This window comes from Alteromonas sp. AWJ4_197 (genome assembly GCF_056160285.1).
Genome location: NZ_JBSWWW010000007.1, coordinates 1 through 22,328, shown reverse-complemented (window position 1 = coordinate 22,328; position 22,328 = coordinate 1). Strand labels below are relative to the sequence as shown.

Annotated in this window: 19 protein-coding genes and 1 tRNA gene; 7 read left to right on the top strand and 13 right to left on the bottom strand. The window is 49.8% G+C overall.

Annotated elements, in window-relative coordinates:
• Position 1: 1 nt before the first annotated feature.
• A complete protein-coding gene (locus ACXAGC_RS16050; RefSeq protein ID WP_303574643.1) occupies positions 2-1,042 on the bottom strand; it encodes an AI-2E family transporter in 1,041 nt (346 codons plus the stop codon).
• An 82-nt stretch (positions 1,043-1,124) separates the two neighbouring features.
• Between ACXAGC_RS16050 and folX the strand changes: the two genes are divergently transcribed.
• From folX to ACXAGC_RS16035, 3 genes are all read left to right on the top strand, one after another.
• Positions 1,125-1,490, top strand: coding sequence for a dihydroneopterin triphosphate 2'-epimerase (gene folX / locus ACXAGC_RS16045; RefSeq protein ID WP_119500882.1), 366 nt, complete (start codon positions 1,125-1,127; stop codon positions 1,488-1,490).
• Positions 1,491-1,500: 10 nt separating this feature from the next.
• A complete protein-coding gene (locus ACXAGC_RS16040; protein WP_474845409.1) occupies positions 1,501-2,397 on the top strand; it encodes a TIGR01777 family oxidoreductase in 897 nt (298 codons plus the stop codon).
• Positions 2,398-2,568: 171 nt separating this feature from the next.
• Positions 2,569-3,759 carry a DUF547 domain-containing protein gene (locus ACXAGC_RS16035; protein ID WP_474845407.1) on the top strand — a complete coding sequence of 397 codons (1,191 nt, stop codon included), beginning with the start codon at positions 2,569-2,571 and terminating at the stop codon, positions 3,757-3,759.
• Positions 3,760-3,794: 35 nt separating this feature from the next.
• Here the strand turns inward: ACXAGC_RS16035 and ACXAGC_RS16030 are convergent, their stop codons facing one another.
• On the bottom strand, positions 3,795-4,355 hold the full coding sequence (locus ACXAGC_RS16030; protein ID WP_474845405.1) for a helix-turn-helix domain-containing protein: 561 nt from the start codon (positions 4,353-4,355) through the stop codon (positions 3,795-3,797).
• Between the two features lie 163 nt (positions 4,356-4,518).
• Between ACXAGC_RS16030 and ACXAGC_RS16025 the strand changes: the two genes are divergently transcribed.
• The 3 genes from ACXAGC_RS16025 (at position 4,519) to ACXAGC_RS16015 (ending at position 6,956) form a co-directional block, all read left to right on the top strand.
• Positions 4,519-5,541 (top strand): 1-aminocyclopropane-1-carboxylate deaminase, encoded by a 1,023-nt coding sequence (locus ACXAGC_RS16025; protein WP_119500878.1) that lies wholly within the window; start codon positions 4,519-4,521, stop codon positions 5,539-5,541.
• A 143-nt stretch (positions 5,542-5,684) separates the two neighbouring features.
• The gene (locus ACXAGC_RS16020; RefSeq protein ID WP_474845403.1) at positions 5,685-6,104 is read left to right on the top strand and encodes a MarR family winged helix-turn-helix transcriptional regulator; all 420 of its coding nucleotides are present in this window, start codon (positions 5,685-5,687) and stop codon (positions 6,102-6,104) included.
• A 102-nt stretch (positions 6,105-6,206) separates the two neighbouring features.
• Entirely contained in the window at positions 6,207-6,956 is a 750-nt protein-coding gene (locus ACXAGC_RS16015) for a BUD32 family EKC/KEOPS complex subunit (protein WP_474845401.1), read from the top strand.
• A gap of 10 nt (positions 6,957-6,966) precedes the next feature.
• Here the strand turns inward: ACXAGC_RS16015 and ACXAGC_RS16010 are convergent, their stop codons facing one another.
• From ACXAGC_RS16010 to ACXAGC_RS15995, 4 genes are all read right to left on the bottom strand, one after another.
• Positions 6,967-10,095, bottom strand: a complete 3,129-nt coding sequence (locus ACXAGC_RS16010; RefSeq protein WP_474845399.1) for an efflux RND transporter permease subunit — start codon at positions 10,093-10,095, stop codon at positions 6,967-6,969.
• Positions 10,095-11,153: an efflux RND transporter periplasmic adaptor subunit gene (locus ACXAGC_RS16005; RefSeq protein ID WP_474845397.1), complete on the bottom strand. Its 1,059-nt coding sequence runs from the start codon at positions 11,151-11,153 to the stop codon at positions 10,095-10,097. Before ACXAGC_RS16005 ends, ACXAGC_RS16010 begins: the two co-directional genes overlap by 1 nt.
• A gap of 348 nt (positions 11,154-11,501) precedes the next feature.
• Positions 11,502-14,027 (bottom strand): ABC transporter permease, encoded by a 2,526-nt coding sequence (locus ACXAGC_RS16000; protein WP_474845395.1) that lies wholly within the window; start codon positions 14,025-14,027, stop codon positions 11,502-11,504.
• A 1-nt stretch (position 14,028) separates the two neighbouring features.
• The gene (locus ACXAGC_RS15995; protein ID WP_474845393.1) at positions 14,029-14,724 is read right to left on the bottom strand and encodes an ABC transporter ATP-binding protein; all 696 of its coding nucleotides are present in this window, start codon (positions 14,722-14,724) and stop codon (positions 14,029-14,031) included.
• Positions 14,725-14,746: 22 nt separating this feature from the next.
• On the opposite strand from ACXAGC_RS15995, the gene ACXAGC_RS15990 reads away from it, so the two are divergent.
• Positions 14,747-15,415 carry an arylesterase gene (locus ACXAGC_RS15990; RefSeq protein WP_442858458.1) on the top strand — a complete coding sequence of 223 codons (669 nt, stop codon included), beginning with the start codon at positions 14,747-14,749 and terminating at the stop codon, positions 15,413-15,415.
• Positions 15,416-15,469: 54 nt separating this feature from the next.
• Here ACXAGC_RS15990 and ACXAGC_RS15985 read toward each other — a convergent pair whose 3' ends face one another.
• The 7 genes from ACXAGC_RS15985 to ACXAGC_RS15955 form a co-directional block, all read right to left on the bottom strand.
• Positions 15,470-16,747, bottom strand: coding sequence for an amidohydrolase family protein (locus ACXAGC_RS15985; protein ID WP_474845391.1), 1,278 nt, complete (start codon positions 16,745-16,747; stop codon positions 15,470-15,472).
• A complete protein-coding gene (locus ACXAGC_RS15980) occupies positions 16,744-18,165 on the bottom strand; it encodes an amidohydrolase (RefSeq protein ID WP_474845951.1) in 1,422 nt (473 codons plus the stop codon). Before ACXAGC_RS15980 ends, ACXAGC_RS15985 begins: the two co-directional genes overlap by 4 nt.
• Positions 18,166-18,283: 118 nt before the next feature.
• Entirely contained in the window at positions 18,284-19,234 is a 951-nt protein-coding gene (dusC, locus tag ACXAGC_RS15975) for a tRNA dihydrouridine(16) synthase DusC (RefSeq protein ID WP_474845389.1), read from the bottom strand.
• Between the two features lie 145 nt (positions 19,235-19,379).
• Complete coding sequence (locus ACXAGC_RS15970; protein ID WP_474845387.1) at positions 19,380-19,538, bottom strand: hypothetical protein; 159 nt, start codon at positions 19,536-19,538, stop codon at positions 19,380-19,382.
• Between the two features lie 90 nt (positions 19,539-19,628).
• Entirely contained in the window at positions 19,629-20,537 is a 909-nt protein-coding gene (locus ACXAGC_RS15965) for a M14 family metallopeptidase (RefSeq protein ID WP_474845385.1), read from the bottom strand.
• Between the two features lie 169 nt (positions 20,538-20,706).
• Positions 20,707-21,762 (bottom strand): tetratricopeptide repeat protein, encoded by a 1,056-nt coding sequence (locus tag ACXAGC_RS15960; RefSeq protein ID WP_474845383.1) that lies wholly within the window; start codon positions 21,760-21,762, stop codon positions 20,707-20,709.
• 176 nt (positions 21,763-21,938) lie between these two features.
• A tRNA-Glu gene (locus ACXAGC_RS15955) sits at positions 21,939-22,014 on the bottom strand.
• Positions 22,015-22,328: the final 314 nt, after the last annotated feature.

The window sequence follows — 22,328 nt, the reverse complement described above, 5'->3', positions numbered from 1 at the left end:
ATTAAAGCTGTCTGGCATCCCTCTCTGCGTTGCTGGACAGCAGTAATGCCAGCCACTGGCTTTCCTCACGGGATTCCAGCGCAATTTTCACAACCATGGTCAGCGGAACGGATAACAACATTCCGACACTGCCCAGCAGCCACCCCCAGAATACCAGAGAAAGGAAAACGACCAGGGTAGACAGTCCCATCCCCCGCCCCATTAATCTGGGCTCCACGATATTTCCCATCACGGTATTTACCGCCACGAATGCCAGTGCAACCAGTCCTGCAGTGCCCGCCCCGTATTGCACCAGTGCAATCAGCACCGCCGGAATGGCAGCGATAATTGAGCCGATATTCGGAATATAATTGAGCAGAAACGCAAGCACACCCCAGAGAAGAAAGTGGTCGATATCCAGAATATATAACCAGATACCGATGATCAGCCCGGTTGCCAGACTTACCACGGTTTTAATCGCGAGATAGCTGTTCACCGATTTTATAAACCGGTCCACATGTTTCATCTTCATTTCCGGATCTGCCAGCGCCGTATGTAAACGTGAAGGCATACTGTCAGCTTCGAAAAGCATAAAAATAACCGTCAGCAGGATAAGGAACATATTAGACAATGCGCCTCCCATTCCGCTGAGAAAATTCGTTGCCACAGACATCGCCGTACCGGGATCAAAGTGCTGAGTGAACAGCTCACGGTTAATATGAATGTTCATTGTCGCCAGCCGGTCAATGATCCAGGCAAACTCGCTGTCCAGCTGTTTACGGTAACCGGGCAGGTTTTCCTTAAAATCTGTTAATGATTGGCCAACCAGCCCTGCCAGCAGGAATCCGAAAACCAGAATAATCAGTATTACTAAACTAATGGATGCCCAGCGCGGAATGCGGTGAGCACTGGCCCAATTTATAAGCGGGCTGCATGCAATAGCGATAAATACCGACAGGAAGAAAGGTACCATGATGGCGCTGGCGGCCTTAATACCGGCCAGTACAACGACCAGACAAGCGAGTACTATCATCGCTTTGGCTGTGGGAGATTTGAGTTCCATAGTGGTCTTTTAAAGATAATTCCTGTTATCAAATTAACAAATTATACTGCTGATAGATATAACCAGAATAACGAGAGAGATCATGACGCTGAATCAGGCAACCATCCGGATCAAAAACCTGCGCCTGCGCACCTATATTGGTATTAACGACGACGAGATAAAAAATAAACAGGATGTCGTGGTCAACGCGAAGATTCATTACGATGCAATAAACGCCACCAATACTGACAACATGGATGATGCTCTGAATTATAAAACGGTGACGAAAGCGATTATAAAACTGGTGGAAGACAACCGTTTCTCTCTGCTTGAGAAACTTACTTCAGATGTGCTTGCCGTTGCAGCAGAGCATCCGTGGGTAACATTTGCAGAAGTGGAAGTGGACAAGCCTCACGCGCTGCGTTTCGCCGATTCAGTGTCCCTGACGTTGTCGTGCACCAAACCTTAAAGAGGTATTAGTGAAAATACTTGTCACAGGCGGTACCGGACTGGTTGGTAGCCGGTTTATTCATAAAACAGCAGGTAAATATCAATTCACCGTGTTAAGCCGGTCGCCGGAGCAGGCCCGCAAACAGTTGCCGGACAATGTTGAGGTAATTGCAGGTTTGCATGACATTGCAGATTTTTGTTTGTTTGACGGCGTCATTAATCTGGCCGGCGAGCCCATTGCAGATAAACGCTGGACGCCGTTACAAAAACAACGTATCTGCCATAGCCGCTGGGATCTGACACAGCAGCTGGTTACCCGCATGAAAGCCTGTGAACATCCGCCGTCTGTTTTTATTTCCGGCTCAGCCATCGGCTATTATGGCCGTCAGGGAAATAAACCGGTTTCCGAGAATAACCATACCGTACATGATGAATTTACCCATCAGGTTTGTCAGCGCTGGGAACAAATCGCCATGCAGGCTGCCTCTGACGCAACCCGTGTGTGTTTGTTACGCACCGGTGTCGTGCTCGATAAGGACCGGGGAGCATTACCCAAAATGGCAATGCCGGTTAAGTTAGGTGTGGGAGGAAAAATTGCGGGCGGCAAACAAATCCTGTCATGGATCCACATTGATGACATGGTAACAGCCATTGAACACCTCCTCGAAAATCACCGCTGCTCAGGGCCTTATAATCTTACTGCTCCGGAACCGGAGACCAATGCGGTCTTCACACGGATTCTGGCGGAAACGCTTCACCGGCCGGATTTCTTCATTGTCCCGGCATTCGTACTAAAAATACTGATGGGAGAAGCTGCAGATATGGTCATCACCGGCCAGCATGTGATCCCTGAGCGTTTGCAGGAAAGTGGTTTCCATTTTCGCTATCCGGCTCTGCCGGCAGCTTTGCAACAAATATACGCCTGAAACTTAACCATGGAGTCCGGCGCCCGTCACTGGCAATTATGCTGACTGGTGCCATTCACATTTTGTCACATCTTCGTGACACACATCCGGTTATTAATCGCACAACTGCATTGACAGTCCGGCCTCAGAGGTAAATAGTTATCACTCCAAATTAGTAAAAAGGATGTAACTATGAAAAAAACAATCAACACCTTGCTGATTTTGCTGCTCGCAGGCACTTCTACCCTGTCTGTCGCCGGTGAAGAGAATATTCCTGAGCCATTTCGCGGCGACGATCCCAATTCTACTCTGGAAGTGGCCTATGATGATTTGAATGCGCTGCTCTCATCTTATGTAACAGTAAGTGGCTGGTCCACAAGGGAAAAAGCGCCACGTCCGGATGCAGGCGTCGGTACCAGGTTAAAAACCCGCATCAACAGACTGACGGCGCTGGAAGGCAACAGGTTCTACTTCAAAGGCGCAAGTGAAAAAGATCTGATAGCTGAATTTATCTCTGACATTCGCGCAAGCCTTGAAATGCTGCCCGCTGAAGTGCCATTACGTCTGCTGAACAAAAATGAACAGCTGGCTTACTGGCTGAACCTTTACAATTTCACCCTGCTCGATGAAATGATGAAAGTGTATCCGAAGCACAATTTACTGCGGGTGCTCGACTACGGTGATGACGACTCAATCATGGCGCAAAAACTACTCAACGTCGCCGGTGTTCCGTTAAGCCTGGACGACATTCAGTTTACGATCCTCAAAGAAAAATACTTTGGGAATCCGCTGATTATTTATGGTCTCTGGCAGGGTAATATTGGTGGCCCGAGCCTGAGAAGTACTGCTTACACCGGCAAAACAGTGTGGCGGAAACTGGAAGACAATGCCGGTGAATTTATTAATTCAAACCGTGGTACGTATTTTGACGGCGAAGTGTCGGCATTATACGAGCGCAATATGTCTTTCTTTGACAACGATCAGGCCAAACTGATCAGCCATTTAATGGACTATCTGCAAGGTGACATGTTCGATGAATACGCAAACCGCGACGACGTCGAATTCGAAATGGAAGACTGGACTCTGGCAGCGCTGATTGGCGAAGGCAGAAAATACGGCCGGTCGGCTGCAACCAACGGGGCGGCCATGCTGGATGCCGTAGTAGCGACTCAACCCGGCGAGGCCTTTGGCGACACGGTAGCAATTCAAAACTACCTCGCTGAAGACAACATAATGAAAACGCCGGTTAACTTCCGTTTTTCAGAAGCACAACTGGAAATTCTGCAGAAACTGCGTACCAAACATGAAGTCAGCATGGGTCGTGTTGAAGTGACGGATCTGGATGAAGCAGAGGCATCTGAAGATAAAGAGCAAAATAACTGATCCAGCACTCCCGCCCGGCAAAGACGTTACTCAGCTTAGTCTTTGCCGGACGATTTACCTGCCTGATAGCAGATAATATTTTGAAAACGGGTTGTTTGCGCCGTGGACTTATAAACGTGCGGCTGATCGGCATGAAAACGCAAGCTGCCACCACATTTTAAATCATGCCATGCCCCGTCCACATGCAACGATAACGCCCCTTCTGTTACATAAACGTGTTCAATTACCCCGGGCGCATGGGGATCAGACTGTTGTTCATGAAAATTCAGCAAACATACTTCCATGACTTCTATCCGCGTATCTGCTGAATAAGGAAAAATGGCTTTCACTTTCATGTCCGGATCACGGGGAAAGTTATCACTATTTTCTCTGTCATCCGGTCCGGAAGCAAAAAAGGCGGAAAACGATGCATCCAGGCCGCTGGCAATCTTCCAGAGAGTTGAAATGGTGGGACTGGATTCCTGACGTTCAATTTGTCCCAGCATCGCCTTAGAGACTCCGGACAACTTTGCCAGAGCATCCAGACTGAGTCCTCTGTCTTTTCGCAGGGTTTTAAGGTGTAACGCGATATGTTGCTTAAATTCTTGTTCGGCCATAGCAAAAAACTATTTGTGCGCTATAGCGCACGGTGTTATGTTTGTTTTATGTTGTGCAGTATAACGCACAAAAAGGACAAAGTCTGTTGCTTGTCCTGACAAACCACCTGCCGGACTGCCCGTAAAATAAATACGGGTACCGGTAAGAACAGGAAACCGGATTATGAAATCATTGATCAGTAATTTTGAGCGCTATCCGCTGACATTCGGCGTGACGCCAATCGAATATTTGCCCAGGCTGACTGAAGCCCTGGGAGGAAAAGTAGATATCTATGCTAAACGGGAAGACTGTAATTCAGGTCTGGCAATGGGTGGTAATAAGCTAAGAAAACTGGAATATATTGTACCGGACGCCATTGCGAGCGGTGCCGATACACTGGTTTCAATTGGTGGTGTGCAATCTAACCATACCCGTATGGTTGCTGCGACGGCTGCCAAAATCGGCATGAAATGCGTGGTTGTGCAGGAGAAATGGGTGCCCCACTACGATGCCGTTTATGACCGCGTGGGTAATATTCAGATGACCCGCCTGATGGGGGCTGACAGCCGCCTTGTGGACGACGGCTTTGATATCGGCATTCGTGACAGCTGGAATAAAGCGATTCAGTCAGTAAAAGATGCAGGCGGCAAACCCTATGCAATTCCGGCCGGTGCATCAGTACATAAATACGGTGCTTTAGGCTACATCGGCTTTGCCGAAGAGGTGATTGCTCAGGAAAAAGAGCTGGGCTTTAAGTTCGATTATATTGTGGTGTGTGTGGTGACCGGTTCTACCCAGGGCGGCATGATTGTAGGCTTTGCCAATCATGACCGTGCAGATACCGTAATTGGCATCGATGCTTCAGGCACTCTGCAGCAGACACGGGATCAGGTAACCAGCATTGTTGATAAAACGGCTGATCTGGTGGGCCTTGGCCGCAAAGTACGTGAAGACGAAATTGTTATCAACCCTGACTATGCCTATCCCGCTTACGGTGTTCCGTCAGAAGAAACCAATGAAGCAATACGTCTGGCAGCTAAAACCGAAGCCATGATCACCGACCCGGTATATGAAGGAAAATCGATGCAGGGACTAATCGACCTGACTAAAAAAGGTTTCTTCCCTGAAGGCTCAAAGGTACTTTATGCTCACCTTGGCGGTGCCCCTGCCCTGAACGGCTACAGCTATCACTACAAAGATGGCTGAAGCTGAGAGCAGCATCTGAGCCGCCGGAATATTGCCACCGGCCAGCGAAAGGCTTTTGTATAAAAATCAAAAGCCTTGCACCCCGATGTGAACCTGTTTAGTCTGCCGGTGTCTTTAGTATTTTACATAACGGAGTAACGGCTGTGGCTGCGGGTGAATTCGGCAAACAAATCGCACTGGTCAGAAATCAGATGATGAGCAGACTGGACGAGGCTCTGAAAGAATTTGACCTTACCGGTTCACAATTTGCTGTTATCAAGCTGATCGCTGAAGGCAGAGCCGATACGCTGGCAAAACTCTGTGAAGCGATGCATCATGATAAAGGTGCGATGAGCCGGATTTTAAGCCGTATGGAAGAAAAGGCGCTTATCCGCCGTAAACCCTGCCCTCACGACGGCCGCGCATTTAAACTGGCCCTCACCGCAAAAGGCGAACAGCTGTTCCCGCTTACTACGCCTAAAATTAATGCCATTTACGATGTCGCACTGAAAGATTTTTCAGAATCTGAAAGGGAGCAATTTTTCAGCATGCTCACCCGTTGTCAGCATAATTTGTGTCACTAACTGACAGTTATCGCACTTATCCGCTTACAATCTCTATTTAGTTGCCCGGGCAACCACAAGCGATAAAATACTTGCCTGGTCAACCAAAAACACACACTCAACATGATTCAGGCAATTCTTCGTGCTCTGTCAGCACACATACCCGGCCACACATTTTCTGCCGGCAGCCTGTCCGTTTTGCATGAAGGACGCTTTGCTAACGCTATCGTTTATTTATATCAGGACGAACATTATCAACTCATCATCAAAGACTTTTCTTCGCGGCACTGGCTTATCAGAAAAACCATAGGCCGTTTATCAGTTCGCCAGGAGTTCAATGCCATTACAGCATTACAACACATACCGGGCATTACACCGCTCTGCTTCCGGCCGGGAGAATGTACCATTGCTTACAGCCATATTGCCGGGCAAACACTGAAAGATTACGGTGCTGAGGGAAACCGTTTGTCACCGGCATTTTGCCTGGAACTGGAAAAAATTATTCACCGGATGCATGAGGCCGGACGGGTTCATCTGGACTTACGGAACATGGGGAACATTCTTATTGATGAGCAGGGAAAGCCCGCCATTATTGATTTTCAGTCGAGCTTGCGCTGGCAACGTTTCCCATTATGGTTGCAGAAATTTATGCGTTATGCAGATATCACCGGGGCATATAAAGCCTGGGAGCGTTACGGAACCACACCGCTACCGGCGCATAAAAAGCAATTTCTGACCCGCTATAATGCGACCCGCAAGTGGTGGGTGTTTCGCGGCTATCCTGTTCACAGAATGCAGGTACGTGTGCAGGCCTTTGCTGCACACGTTATGAGCCTTAACATTGTTCAGAACATCCTTGAAAAGTTCTGGTAACGGCGTTGCTCTAATCCCTGGCTGAGGTCAGGGATTTTATTTTCTCTCCCAACATTAACAGTGCCGGTGTCAGCAGCAGTGTGAGCAGGGTCGCAAATGTCAGACCACCGGCGATGGTACTCGACAACACTGTCCACCACTGCGCTGATGGTGCTCCCACAGAAATGTTCCGGCCGACAATATCAATGGTCAGCGCAAACACCATGGGCAATAAGCCCAGAATGGTGGTAACAGACGTCAGCAGTACCGGTCTGGCACGCTGCGCTGCCGTGCGTAAAATGGCTTCCTTGGCGTCCATGCCCTCACTCTTGAGCGCATTATAGGTGTCGATTAAAACGATGTTGTTGTTTACCACTATGCCTGCAAGGGCAATGGTGCCGATACCACTCATAACCACCACGAAGGGTTGCGACGTGACCATCAGGCCAATTAACACGCCTGCTGTTGAAAAGATAATTGCGCTCAAGACCACAAAGGCCTGATAGAAGCTGTTGAACTGGGTCACCAGAATGATCAGCATCAGGAAAATCGATCCGATAAAAGCATTACTCAGGAATGTCATTGACTCCTGGGTGTCTTCATCCTCGCCCTTAAACGACAACATAACGTCAGCAGGTAACGGCGATTCGATAAGCTTTTCACGCATCTGCTTCAGCTTCTGATCCAGCAACTCACCTTCCGCAATTTCAGCTTTAATTGTATATGTTCGTGCACCATCAAGACGGTTTATCCGCCCGGTTTTGGGTGCAGGCTCAATAGTCACGAAGTTACCAATGGGTACAGAGCCGTTGGCAGAAGGAATACGAAGTTGATAGAGCTGTTCAATATTGCGGAAGGTTTCCGGGAAGCGCAGACGAATTTCGACTTCTTCCTCGGCATCATCCGGGCGGTACTCCGCCAGCATGGCGCCATTGGTGATTAACTTCACCACATTCCCCAGCAGGGTGACATCCACGTTGTACTGCGCCGCCAGCTCTCTGTCCACGTTTAAACGCCACTCCACACTGGGCAGAGGCCGGGAGTCTTCAACATCAACAAAACCACCCGTTTTTTCCATTAGGGCAAGAATATGTTCCGTGCCTTCAATCAGACTGTCATTACTGATCCCGCTGAGGACAATTTCCACCGGTTTACCGGAGGACGGCCCCATGTCGGGCAACCGTACCTGTACTTTGATGCCGGGGATGGTTTCAACATATTCACGGATATCAGCCATGATTTCTGACGCCGGCGGACGGGTTTCCCAGTCGCTTAATTCAAGCTGGATAACGCCGATAACATCTTCCGGCATTTCCGACTCGTTGCCACCACCGCCGCCAATTGTGCGGGCGTACACCGAGTCGAGATTGTCCTGCTGCAACAAAAACTTCTCGACTTTCTTAACCAGTTTGTCACGTTCATAAATAGATAAATCACCCCGTGCCTGCACCTGAATTTGCAGATATTCAGGTTCAATGTCCGGGAAGAACAACACGCCACGGCCAAAGAAACCGTAAAGCACAAAGGTCATGAACATAATACCCAGTGCCGCCAGGGTGGACTTGCCGGGATGATTTACAATGTTCTTTAAAAATCGCAGATAGCGGCCCAGCCATCCCTGAATGTCATCCAGGTTACCCTTCTCCGCCATGCGGATAAATTTCACCGTATCAGACTGGGTATCAACGCTGACTTTACGGGTAATCACACCGCCAAGTACGGGGATAAATATCAGCGCCATAAATAACGAGGCGGTTAAGGTAATGATGACGGTCAGCGGCAGGAAACTCATAAACTCCCCCACCAGGCCAGGCCACACCAGTAGCGGGAAGAATACGGTCAGCGTGGTGATGGTTGAAGCAATGATAGGCCACGCCATGCGTTTGGAAGCGGTGGCGAAAGCGGTTTTAGGCGGCTCACCTTCAGCAATTTTCCGGTCTGCCAGCTCGATGGTAACAATGGCGCCGTCAACCAGCATACCCACTACCAGAATCAGGCTGAACAGCACAATCATATTCATGGTCATGCCGAAGAAGAATATCACCGTCATGGCCGCCAGAAATGAACCAGGAATAGCCATGCCAACCAGGATGCTCGGCCGTATACCCAGGGCAAAAACAATCACTATCATCACCAGAATAATGGCGGTCAGCACGTTATTTTCGAGATCACCCAGCATGCTCTTAATTTCACCGGATTTGTCCTGCAGATAGTCTACTTTGATGGTATCCGGCCACTGAGTTCTCGCCAGTTCCACAAGATTGCGTACGTCCGCAATGGTTTCGATAATATTTGCGCCGCTTCGCTTTGATACTTCAAGAGCAATGGCTTTTTCACCCCGCAAGCGGGCGAAGCTGGTGGGATCTTTGAAGGTACGGCGAATTGTGGCCACATCATCGAAGGTGACGATGGTGTTCCCTACTTTTTTCACCGGCAAGGTAGCCAAATCCTGCATGGTTTCAATTACGCCCGGCACTTTAAACACCATGCGGCCGGCACTGGCATCAATAGCCCCGGCAGCAACCAGCTGATTATTCTGACTGACAAAATTCAGCACATCAGGAAAAGACAGGTTATACGTTTCCAGCGCAACCGGGTCGATAATGACTTCAAGTAATTCTTCCCTATCACCGGCAATATCCACTTCCAGTACACCGGATAAAGCTTCAATTTCATCCTGCAGACGGCGGGCAATATTCACCAGAGTGCGTTCAGGAATGTCGCCCGACAGCATGACAGTCAGCACCGGGAAGAGTGACAGGTTCACTTCGGTAACTCTGGGCTCTTCGCTGCCGGGAGGCAACTCGGCTTTGGCCAGATCGACTTTTTCCCTGACATCAAGTAATGCCTGATCGGCGTCAAAGCCGGCTTCAAACTCCATCACCACCGAGGCGAAGCCCTGAATGGCCGTACCTTTCATTTCTTTCAGGCCTTCAATGGATTGAAGCTCTTTCTCCAACGGCCGTACCAGCAAGCGTTCGCTGTCTTCCGGCGCAATACCGTCGTACACCACTGAAACATAGATAAACGGAATCGTAATGTCCGGTTCAGACTCTTTCGGAATAGCAAAGTAAGCGCTGGCGCCAGCAATGGTTAAAACAAAAAAGACCAGCGCTACAGTACGGGTGCGGGCAAATGCCGCATCGATAATTCCATTCATTATCGGGCCGCCTTCTCAACAGGCGTCACCACATTACCGGCATCCACAAAGCCCTGCCCTGTGGTGATAAGACGTACGGTATCAGGCAAGCCGGTTACCCAGGCCCCTTCATTGTCAGATTGCAGTAACGAGACCTGATGAAACGCCACTTTGTTGTCATTACCAACCGACTTCACGCCAATCCGTCCGTCGGCATCCAGCGTGAAGGTAGCCGGCGATACATAATGGGCCTTCACTTCATTGACATGCAGGGTAACTGTGGCGCTGGACCCGGATTTCAGTTTTCCGTCAGGATTGGGTATACCGATTTCAGCAAGATAGGTACGGGATTCACTGCTGGCATAAGGCGCAATGAAGCGGACTTTGCCTGATACCTGCTCGCCGGTGGCAAGCTTAATATCTGCCTGCAGCCCTTTTTTAACTTCATTCACCCGTTGTTGTGCGATTTGGATCTCAACCACCAGTACCGAGTTATCCACCAGCTCCAGCATCGGATCGCCGATACTTACCACATCGCCGCTTTCTGCAGACAAGCTCTGGACTTCGCCGTCAAAAGGCGCCACAGGACGCACAAAATTAATATCTGAACGGATGTTCGCAATGGCGGCTTCAGACGCTTTTACATTTGCCAGAGCGGTGTCGAGCTCTGATTCACTTTGATACTGCTTATCAGCCAGTTGCGATAAACGCTTATAGGTTTTCTTACGGGCTTCGTACAAGGCTTCCTGCTGCTCAAGCTGAATAAGTCTGTCTTCCATATCAATGGTCAGTAAGGTATCACCCTTTCGCACAGAGTCGCCTTCGGTTACCGAAATCTGCTCAATTCGCCCTGCAGTCTGGGCTTTAATTTCCAGCAGGCGTTCCGGCACGGTTTGCCCCTGAACCACCAGCGAAACTGGTGTAACCTGCGCTTCAGAAACCGTCACTTCCACAGAAAATGGCTGGCTCTCACTTTGAGTCTGATCTTGCTCTTCGGGCTCTGATGAAAAAAGTCCGGAGACCATCCATGCACATATAAGAAGAATAAACAGGAGTGCGAAAACAGATGATTTATTCATTGTCAGATGAAATCCTTTGTCAGGCTGGGTGTCATTTTTATTTTGTTGAACGTAATGATTGTGGTCACTGCGAAGCAATTATTTTCAGGCCGGAGAACGGATTGTCAGAACGACCGGCAGCGATATTGCGTAAGTTATCACAGGCAACGTAAAGAGTTGTTGTAAATTTTGTAACGAAATAAAAAAGCGCTGTGCAGAAAAGATGAATACCTGAAACCTGCCAGCTGGCGGGAAAGTCACTGGAAAATATCAGGAAATGAGCCGGTTCAGAGAGTGACACACTCTTCTCTGAACCGGTTTATACCGCCGGTACAGCTATTTTGTACCGCAATAAATTCAATAGCCTCGTTACACCATTTTACGAAGCAACGCTGTGGTATTTAATGACAGCAAACGCCAGCAGCCCAGTGCCCCCAATACGCCCACAACAATCGCTCCGGTCACCGGAGCAATCACCCAAAACTCCGGATGCAACGATGCTTCCATCTGAAAAATTTGTGTTTGCAGTAAATAGAGACTGAGCTCATTGGCAAGTGCGGCCATAAACCCGGCCACGACGCCGATGATGACAAATTCATATACCACGCTCAGGCGGATCAGCGAGCCTTTCGCTCCCAGAGTACGAAGTATAGCCAGTTCCTGCTGACGCTCGTCCATGGATGCCTGGACCTGTGCTATCAGCACCAGTGCGCCGGCAGCCAGCACCAGAATCAGGATAAACTCAACGGCCAGTGAGACCTGGTCAACAATATCCCGCAACTGATTGATACGGGCATCCACGTCGAACAACGTGGCGGACGGGAATGGCTTCAGCAACTCTGTCAGTTCCGGCTTTCTTTCCGGTGGCAGGAAGAAACTGGTGATATAGGTTGGTGAAAACGCCGCCATCGCTTCGGGTGACAAGACAAAGAAGAAATTGGGTTGCATAGTTTGCCAGTCGACTTTTCGTAAACTGGTTACCCGCGCCTGCACCTCTTCACTGCCGATATTAAATGTCAGCACATCATTGAGCCGGATATCCAGCCTGCCAGCCACTTCCTCTTCTACAGATACAGGATAAATCCCGTCCTCCGGCGCAGACGTCGCATTACCCTGCCACTCACCGGCAACGATTTCATTGCCAAATTGCAGGGTGTTACTCCATGTCAGATTCGCTTCACGGCCCAAACCGTCCCTGCCCTCACGGGGACCTTCCCTGTCTTCTTTCGAGACTTCCGTATTCACACGGTCATCATTCACCGCAACGAACCGCCCGCGTACAACGGGATAAAAGTCAGAAGCTTCCACATCCGCCTGCTCAAAATGCGATTGCAACTGAGGTTTCTGACTTTGGGTAATATTGATCAGAAAATAATTAGGCGTGCCCTCTGGCAACTGTGCCCGCCATTGCGCGACCATATCATTGCGCATGACCAGCACCACCAGCAACAACAATAAGGTCACGGAGAAACTGATAAGTTGCACACTGTTATCCATGGAGCGCCTGCGGATACGGGCCCACGCCAGCTGCCACGGCCCCATGCTGCCGCTGCCCAGTTTGCGCCCCACACGGATAAGACCCAGCGTAACAAGCAGCAAACCGGCGACCAGCGCAATGCCGGATACAAACAGAATGGCACTGATTTTCAAGTCCTGGCTGTACGTCCACATCAGTAAAAAAATTGCACCACCCGCAGCCAAAAACTGCAGGGATTTTGAGCTCATTCCGGCGCCAACATCGCGGCGCAGTACCCGCAGCGGAGGCACTGAAAATAAGCGCAGTAAGGGATACAGTGAAAACAGGAGCGCACAAACCACACCGGTAAATACAGCAATCAGCACCGGTCGCCAGTGCCACACATCCAGAGATACATCTACCTGATCAGCCAGCGCCGTCACCACTATCTGCTGAATAATAACGCCTGCAGTAATACCAATCACGATGCCTACCAGGGTGATAAAACAAATTTGCATAGTGTAAATGCGGCGTATTGTGGTTTTGCTGGCGCCCAGTGTTTTCATAATGGCTACAGGGTCAAAATGACGCTGACTGTATCGCTGGGCGGCAACGGCAATCGACACCGCAGCCAGAATGATGGCAAGCAGACTGGCGAGCAGGAAATAACGTTCGGCACGCTTCACCGAGCGGCCGACCGGGGATTCATCATCTTCGACAGACTGCCAGCGATGAATTTCATCATCAAGCTGCGGACGCAGCCACTCATAGAACGTGTCTAGTTGTGACGTATCACCGGTAAAATAGGCTTTGTACGTCACCCGGCTGCCGGGGCCGGTGATATTTGCAGCCGGTAAATCGGCTTCACGGATTAATACGATGGGGTCGGTTGAGAAAATGCTGAAACCGGCATCAGGAATTTCAGACAGCACATTTGTTACTGTAAATGCGGCGTCGCCCACATAAACGGTTCCTCCGGGCTCAACATCCAGCAGTTGAAATAACCGCGAATCTATCCACGCTTCGCCGGGTTGGGGCAAACCTGTAGCCGGCTTCGCTTCTCCGAAAGGCGAGTCCGTCACCAGAATTTCACCCTTTAACGGATAGTGTCCGTCTACGGCACGCAAGTCCACCAGTGACATCTGCTCTTCACCGAATGCCATAGAGCGCGTGGCGACCTGTGTCGCAGTGCCCAGTCCGTCTGTTTGCGCCTGTGCAATCCAGGCCGGATCCACCGGTTGAGAGGCGCGTAACTGACTGTCTGCAGCCATAAAGCTGGCGGAGCGCTCGGTAAGTGCGCCCTGAAGGCGCTCACTGAACAACGACAGAGACAACACCGACGCCACTGATAACACAATAGCGAGCAGGATAATGGTAAGTTCACCCCGCCGGGCCTCATGCTTAAATAAACGCCACGCTAAATTAAATGCCATCCCCATATCAGGCTTCCTCAGCGACAGGACCGGATGATACCGTGGTTTCAGTCAGTTCCCCCGCCTGCATCGTCAGCTGTCGTGAGCAACGTAGTGCCAGCTCGTTATCATGGGTAACCAGCACCAGTGTCGTGCCCAGTTCACGGTTCATCTGAAATAAAAGCTGCTCAATTTTTTCACTGTTGGCAGCATCGAGATTACCTGTAGGCTCATCGGCAAAGAGGATTTTTGGCTGACCGATAAACGCTCTTGCGATAGCAACCCGTTGTTGCTCGCCGCCGGACAGCTGATTAGGGTAATGATGGGCTCTGTGGGACAAGCCCACCTGTTCCAGAATTTTCTTCGCGCGGCCTTTCGCATCACTTAGCCCTGAAATCTCCGCAGGCAGCATGACGTTCTCGATGGCTGTCAGACTTTGCACCAGCATAAAGCTCTGGAAAATAAACCCGACTTTCTCTCCCCTCAGCTGTGCCCGCGCCTCTTCGTTCATGGTATGAAGGGGAGCGCCGTCGAGATGGATTTCTCCGCTGCTCACTTCATCCAGCCCGGCCAGCAGACTCAGTAAAGTGGATTTGCCGGAACCAGACGCGCCGACAATGGCAACAGACTCACCTGCCTTGACTTCGAATGAAATTGATTGAAGGATCTGAAGCTCACCTTCACTCGTAGATACTGTTTTCGTAATATTTCGGGTGCTAATCATAGGAGTTGTCACTGCCGTGTTTTTGTTACAACGATACCGCCGCTTTGCTTTTGCATGGGCTCTTTTATTTTTACAGCTGTTGGTGGTTTCAGATCATCTGCACGCTGCGTCAGAAAATCAGCAAACATCACCGCATTTCAAACTGTTAGTCCTGGGTGATAGCCTAAGTGCAGGCTATGGTTTAAAGCAACAGGAAGGCTGGGTTAGTTTGTTACAAAATATCTGGAATGACGAACAGCATCAGATCGATGTAATAAACGCCGCGATAAGCGGAGAAACCACAGACGGCGGCCTGGCCAGACTTCCCAGATTGCTGGAACAACATCAGCCAACACATGTACTTATAGAATTGGGTGGTAATGACGGATTACAAGGTCATCCGGTCACAAAGACGAAATCCAATCTGAACGAAATGGTTAAGCTGGCAAAAGCGTCCGGGGCTACTGTATTCATACAGGATATGGAAATTCCTACCAATTACGGGCGTCGTTACACACAAATGTTCGCCAATGCATTTGATGCGGTGGCAGAAGAAAATGACATAAATTTAATCCCGTTTTTCCTGCAACAGGTAGCGCTGGATAAATCACTAATGCAAAACGACGGCATTCATCCTAATGCAGAAGCCCAGCCAATGATTGCACAGTTTATGGCTCAGCAACTCGCTCCGCTCATTCTGAACAGGAGCTGAGCCCGCCAGTTCAAAAAAGAGGATGCCCGGCATCCTCTTTTTTGTTTTACATCTTTACGGCTTCACATAATGTGAAGTCACGCCTTCAGGTTGTTCTGTCAGTTTCATGTAGCGGTCACGAAGTTTGGTTTGACGGGAAGACATTTCAATGGCTTCGCCTTCAATATAGACCTGCTCTGCCACTTCTGTTACTTCAAGGGGATCACCACTCCAGATCACCACATCGGCACGTTTGCCAGGAGCAAGTGAACCAACCTGACCGTCCACACCCAGAATCGCGGCAGGGACTGAAGTAAGACTGGCGATACCACCTTCATAACTGAGGCCGTTGGCAACAGCATTCCCGGCATGCTGGGCAGCCAGACGGATATTGTGAGTTTCCATACCTATAGCGACTTTCACACCGGCTTCTTCCAGTCTTGCCGCGTTATGTAACGTTGCACCTAACTGTTCAAAGTTACCCGGTAAGTTCAGCTGCGGGTCAAGAATAACCGGCACGCCGGCTTCAGCCAGTTCATCAGCAACACGCCAGGCTTCCACTCCATGCAGTAACACAAGATGCATGGCCGGGTGACGCTTTTTAAACGCCAGCACCTGGCGGATATCTGCTGCACGGTCGGCTTCGATGAATAACGGTACATCACCGCTGACAACACCTTTGAGCGCTTTGATATCTGCACGGGCGTTAATACCGTCCCAGCTTGAGGTCAGTGAAGGCACGGACTTCGTGCTGCTGACTTCATCAAACAGCGCTTCCAGTGTCACCCACAATGCAGCCCTTGAGCCGCCGTGGCTGTCGGCTGAATTACCGTCCACGTTCACCACCATAAAGGCTTTGTTTTTTAATATCTCTGCGTTGTCGTCAAGACTGATCACCGCACCCTGGCCATGGAATAACATGTCAGTGTACTGTACCGTCGTTGCCGCTGAGGTTACCCCTTCAATACGGCTTACGTCGATAAGCGTGGAGTCAGGATTAATCGCGTATGTGACATCCAGAGCCGCACCGGTTGTGCTGACAGGCGTTGCTCCGGCAGAAGAATCCACCTCGCCCGCCCAGGACGACACTTCAACAAGGCCAAGAGATGTCAACGCACCGACAAAACCCGGCGTAACAACTTTTCCGCTGGCATCCACACGGGTATAGCCTGCCGGCACGTTGCCGCCGGCTGTCACTTTTTCAATTTTACCGTCTTTAATCAATACAGTGCCGTTTTCAACCGTGCCCTGTGCTGTCTGGGTAAGTACTTTCCCCCCTGTAATGGCGATATTCTCAGCCATTACACCGGTACTGAGTGCTGCGGCAACAGCAAGTGATAATAAGCGCTTCATTTTACATCTCCTTCACCGACCTGACCCACTTCAAAATCGCTTAACGGCCAGCTGTCCGGGCTCTTCAGATCGTAAGCCTTACCACCGTCGATATAGACCTGTTCAGCTTTGGTGTAAGTCGAGAAAGGATTCCCTGTCCATAAAACAAGGTCGGCATTTTTTCCTGCTTCCAGAGAGCCGGTTTTATCAAAAATTCCCAGTGATTTTGCCGGGTTGGCGCTCAGCCATTGCCACGCATCGGCCATAGAGATATCCATGCCGGCACGTTTACCGTCAGACCAGGCTTTGGCCGCTTCCTGATTTAAGCGCTGAATGCCGAGTTCGTCGTCACTGTGTACAATGGCACAGGCTTTCGCAGCGTGTACCACCGGAATGTTTTCACGGATCCCGTCATAAGCTTCCAGCTTGAAGCCCCACCAGTCGGCCCACATGGAGGCACACACATTGTTTTCTGCCAGCTTGTCGGCAATTTTGTAGCCTTCAACAGCATGGTGGAATGAGGAAATCTGATAGTTAAATTCCTTCATCATGTCCATCATGACCGTCATTTCATCAGCGCGATAGCAATGCATATGCACAAGAATGTCACCATTAAGCACGCCGGCCATGGTTTCTAAATCCAGATCCCGTTTCGGGGCCTTGGGATCTTTCCCTGCATCGTAATCCGCTTCATATTTGTCCCATTCACGCATATAAGCCTGGGCGTCAGACCACGCCTGACGATAGCCTTTAACATTGCCCATACGGGTCATCGGGCCGCCTTTCTGACCATACACACGTTTCGGATTTTCACCGCAGGCCATTTTCATCCCGTAGGGGGCATCCGGAAATTTCATATCCTGCATAGTCCGGCTTGGTACGTTCTTCAGTACCACTGAACGGCCGCCAAATAAATTCGCTGAGCCGGGCAGTATTTGCAGCGAGGTGACACCACCCGCCAGAGCGCGGCCGAAACCGGGATCCTGTGGCCATACGGAATGCTCAGCCCATACGCCGGGAGTTACCGGCTTCGTCATTTCGTTTCCGTCAGACGTAGAACCCACCGACGGAGACGGATAAACACCAAGGTGGCTGTGGTTGTCGATAATGCCGGGAGTAACCCACTTTCCGTCACCGTCGATAACAACCGCATCAGCGGGGTATTCAACAGTTTCACCTGTCGCTACAATTTTCCCGTCAGCAAAATAAATCATGCCGTTTTCAATGCGGTTACCCACACCATCGAGGATGGTGACGTTGGTAATGACTGTGGGCTTTCCGGCTATGGGTGTGTAAGTGCCGGGATAAGGATCGGTATTGATTGACACATGAGGCGCCTGCTCTCCCTTTTCAGCCGGCTTATCGGAACAAGCGACTAAAACAGTGGAACACAGACAAGCCAGCGCTAAGGCCAGCTTTGTTGGTGTGTGTTTCATGATGTTTTCCGTTTTTTTATTGTTTACGTTTTTAGTATGAGTATTGCGGCTGTTTCTGTCGAAAAGCCCTCCCCACTAATAACCTAGACAATTGCGGGAAAACAAACAATATACGGTGAGATTAAGCGACGCTGCTATGCGAGGACTGACGACGCAGTACAGCGACAATTTCATCCGCTTTTTGCAATTTACGGATATCATTAAACAGGATTTCCGCTTGCGGATACTGACGCTTAAGATAACCACACCATTGCTTAATACGGTTGGGATAGTACCGTCCCTTATCGCCGTAAATCTCATAACCGGAATAATGAATCAATAAATCCGCCACTTCTTCCCAGCGCATAACCGCCTGCTCGCCGCGGATAGTCCGCGCCAGATTCGGCATGGCCAGTGCGCCGCGCCCCAGCATCAAATCAGTACAGCCGGATTGCTCCTGACAGCGCAGTGCATCACCGGCATGCCAGATTTCACCGTTAGCAACCAGTGGAATATTGGTGTGAGCGCGAATTTTAGCAATCCAGTCCCAGTAAGCAGGAGGCTTGTAACCCTCGGTTTTAGTGCGGGCATGCACGACAAGCTGGTCCGCGCCTGCCTCTGTTATAGCAATGGCATTTTCAATGGCCAGAGATTTATCTTCAAAACCCAGCCGGATTTTCGCCGTGACAGGCTGATTTGCCGGCACGGCGTCCCGTACCGCTTTGACAATGTTGTAAAGGGTTTCCGTTTCTTTCAGCAACACTGCCCCGCCCTTGCTTTTGTTCACGGTTTTTGCCGGACATCCGAAGTTCAGATCCACACCGGGGGAACCCAGCTCTACTGCTGTTTGCGCATTTTCTGCCAGCCACTCAGGGTGTTGGCCCAGTAACTGAACCCTTACCGGTACACCAGACGGTGTCACGCTGCCGTTATGCAACTCAGGACAAAGCTTATAAAAGGTTTTATGCGGTAACTTTTGATCGACCACCCGCACGAATTCGGTCACACACAAATCAAAGCCACCCACGCGGGTAAGCATGTCTCTCATCAGATGGTCAACGACCCCTTCCATGGGAGCAAGTAAGATTCTCATGTGTTTACACTGTGCCGGTATGGTTTAGAAACGGGCGCGAAGTTTAGCAGAGAAAAGGCAGCGAATCATCCTGCCACAGATGAAATGAAAGCCGTTGAGTAAGGGGTAATACAATATGAAGTGATGATACTGCGAGGTTCGCCGGTTAACTGGCGATGTTTTTCACGTCCTGAGCAATCCACAAACACACGTAGCATCCGAACTCACGGGTCAGGTACTGTTCGAACTCAGCTTTGGTATCGCAATCGCGAGAAACGATGCGCTGGCGGTTGCCGTCGTAAATCAGTGCTTTGAAAGTATACATAATGTGCCTCGCTGAGTCAGGAAGCACACTATACATTTAGACGTCTATACTTTCAAACGTCCGGAAGTGTAAACAAAGAATGTTTTGTTCTTAACCGGCCAAAATATATTCCAGACCGCCTATGATGGCTGCAACCTGAGCATCATTGCATATTTCATCAGAGGCTGATGGACTGTCGGGATAAACCTCGGTTGTCGTAACGTATGGCGCATCAGTCAGGCCTCCGCACAGAAACAGGGATTTCTTGTCATAGCTGATCACACCATCGTAAAGCACCTCAGCGCCGATGATTTTGTCATTTTCATCTGCAGGTGCGATGTGTGTAACGCCCCGCACTTTTTCGATGACCGCTTTCTGAAAATCCAGCTCAACCTTCCCGCTGTCAGCAACCAGATAAAAACCATCCGGGATCTCCCAGACGTCCTGAGTGATACCATCCCGCGCACCCAGGGCCGGCCGGAACTCGGAGTTATCAGTATCAGTGGTTTCGTGTAAATCGATGTGCATATGAACCGGCTCTTCAATGGCATCAACCATCGCTTTCAGCATGGCTGCTTCAGGTGCCGGAGAATCCGCGCGGAAACTGCGGTTAGGATCAACGGCAAGGGGATCCCAGCGGTTAATCGTTTCGTAACCCCATGGGCTGACACAAGGTGCAATTACGAAGTTACATTTGTCCTGCCACTCAGCCAGATGGTCTGTGGCAAACTTCAGTGCTCCCTGTACGCCGCTGGTTTCATAACCATGAACACCACCAGTAATAAGTACGGTTGGCAGGGATTTAACGAATAACTTTGGTTTGATGACGTAAAGCGGATAGCGGGACTCGTCGTAAGGTAATGCACCAAACTGTGTGATTTCATAATTCTCAGGTACCGCGGGCAACCGGTCAATCACTTCTTCTTTATAGCTACGTTTAACAGACTGGGCATCCAGCCACTGTTTTTTCTCTGTGTCTGACCAGGGCGTTCCGGGGGTACCAATAGGGTAATCTTGCATATCCAACCTTTGTTTCTGTTAACAACAATGTTCTGACTGACACGATACCACGGCATTTAAAGTTGCTGTTATCGCGAGTCAGATGAATATGCACTTTATCACGTTATCCGGCCCGGCAGAGAATTCCCGGGCACGCATCCTGTGGCGGGCTGGCAGCCTGAAATAACAGTCAGACTTTTTTCTGCAGTTTCTTAAGCAGTTTACTGAAGCGTTCATCTTCTTTGCCGCTGATACGCTGAAGGGTAAGTTTTGCCTGCTCCTTATTATTATCATGCAGATACAATTCAGCCAGCCGGAGATTCGCCCAGTTCAGAGAAGGCAAGCCATCTGTATCGATACCGGCTTCGGGCAATTCGCTCAGGTAAGTCTCCAGCGCCTGAATGCCGGTACCGGTATATTCACCAGACTGCACCGCTGTTTGCCCCAGGCGATAAAGACCGTATAACTGATTAAACCGATCCTCGCTGTATGCCTCCCATGCAGACTCATCTTCTACAGAAGCGGCCTCCAGGCGTAGCGTCAGCAAAGGCTGCAAGGTATCAAAAGCCTGCGGGTAAGCTTCATCACTCATATATTGATCGCCCAGCACGTATCTGGCATAAACCCGGGTTTCAGGTTTTTCCATTAGCTTATTAAGAAGCGAAATGCCTTCTTCTTTTTTATCACCGGCCAGCAAATATTTTGCTTCAGCAATCTGTCCTTCATCAGGGTCGAGTGCTGCTATATCAGCCACCAGTGATTTTGCCGTGTCCATATCGCCACCGGCTATGGATGGAACAAAAAGGTGATACTGGAAAAGAGCCTGATAAGTGCGGATTTCGTCAGGTGCCACTTCAATAGCTTTCTCCAGACTCTTACGGGCTTTTTTGGCATAGCCTAATGCTGAAAAAATACTCTCTCCTGCCTGTGCGCCCATCACACTCGCATGGAGCATGTACACACGGTAATTTTCCGGATAGGCACTGATAAAATCTTCCGCTGCCTTTTCTGCGTCATCCAGATCGGTTTTCATCAGTGCAGAGATGTAAGTAGAAAAACGCTCTGCCGACTTATTCTTTTCATCTTTCAGCGTCGCGATGACCTGGCCGTACTTACCTTCCTTAAACCAGGCGTCCAGTGCATCATCGGAAATCAGGGTGTCTGCACTGGCAATAACCGGAAAAGTAAGCGCACTCACACAAAGCGCGACCGTCGACAAACGTTTTATGAAAAGCGTTCCTTGCATAGCGATAATTCCTTTTATTAATCAACTATCAGACTAGCAATATTAAAGGATGGAAAGTATGTGAAAAAGTAACAATTTGTGATGATGGCAGGATCACCGGTGCAGTTTCCGCAGAAGAATTCAGGCAGGTAAATTTAAGGAAAAAAAAAGACCAGCAATTGCTGGTCTTTCTTATATGGCGTCCCCTAGGGGATTCGAACCCCTGTTACCGCCGTGAAAGGGCGGTGTCCTAGGCCTCTAGACGAAGGGGACAGAAATTTTGTCTTGCGAAGCATGCTTCGCTAAATTTCTGTAAGGCGATTCACGATTTATCGTGAGAGCAGCCTTATCCTAGGTTCGGAAGCAAGCTTCCGAGATTTTCAGTAAGGCGAATCGAGCCCGCGAGATGAGCGACCTTATTCCTCTTACTGAACTTTCAAGTCCTGAATATGTTTAAGTGTAACTCACTGATGCAAGCTACAAACAACAACTCCGGCCTATCTCACAGTTTCAATCGACTGTGACGCGATATAAATGGCGTCCCCTAGGGGATTCGAACCCCTGTTACCGCCGTGAAAGGGCGGTGT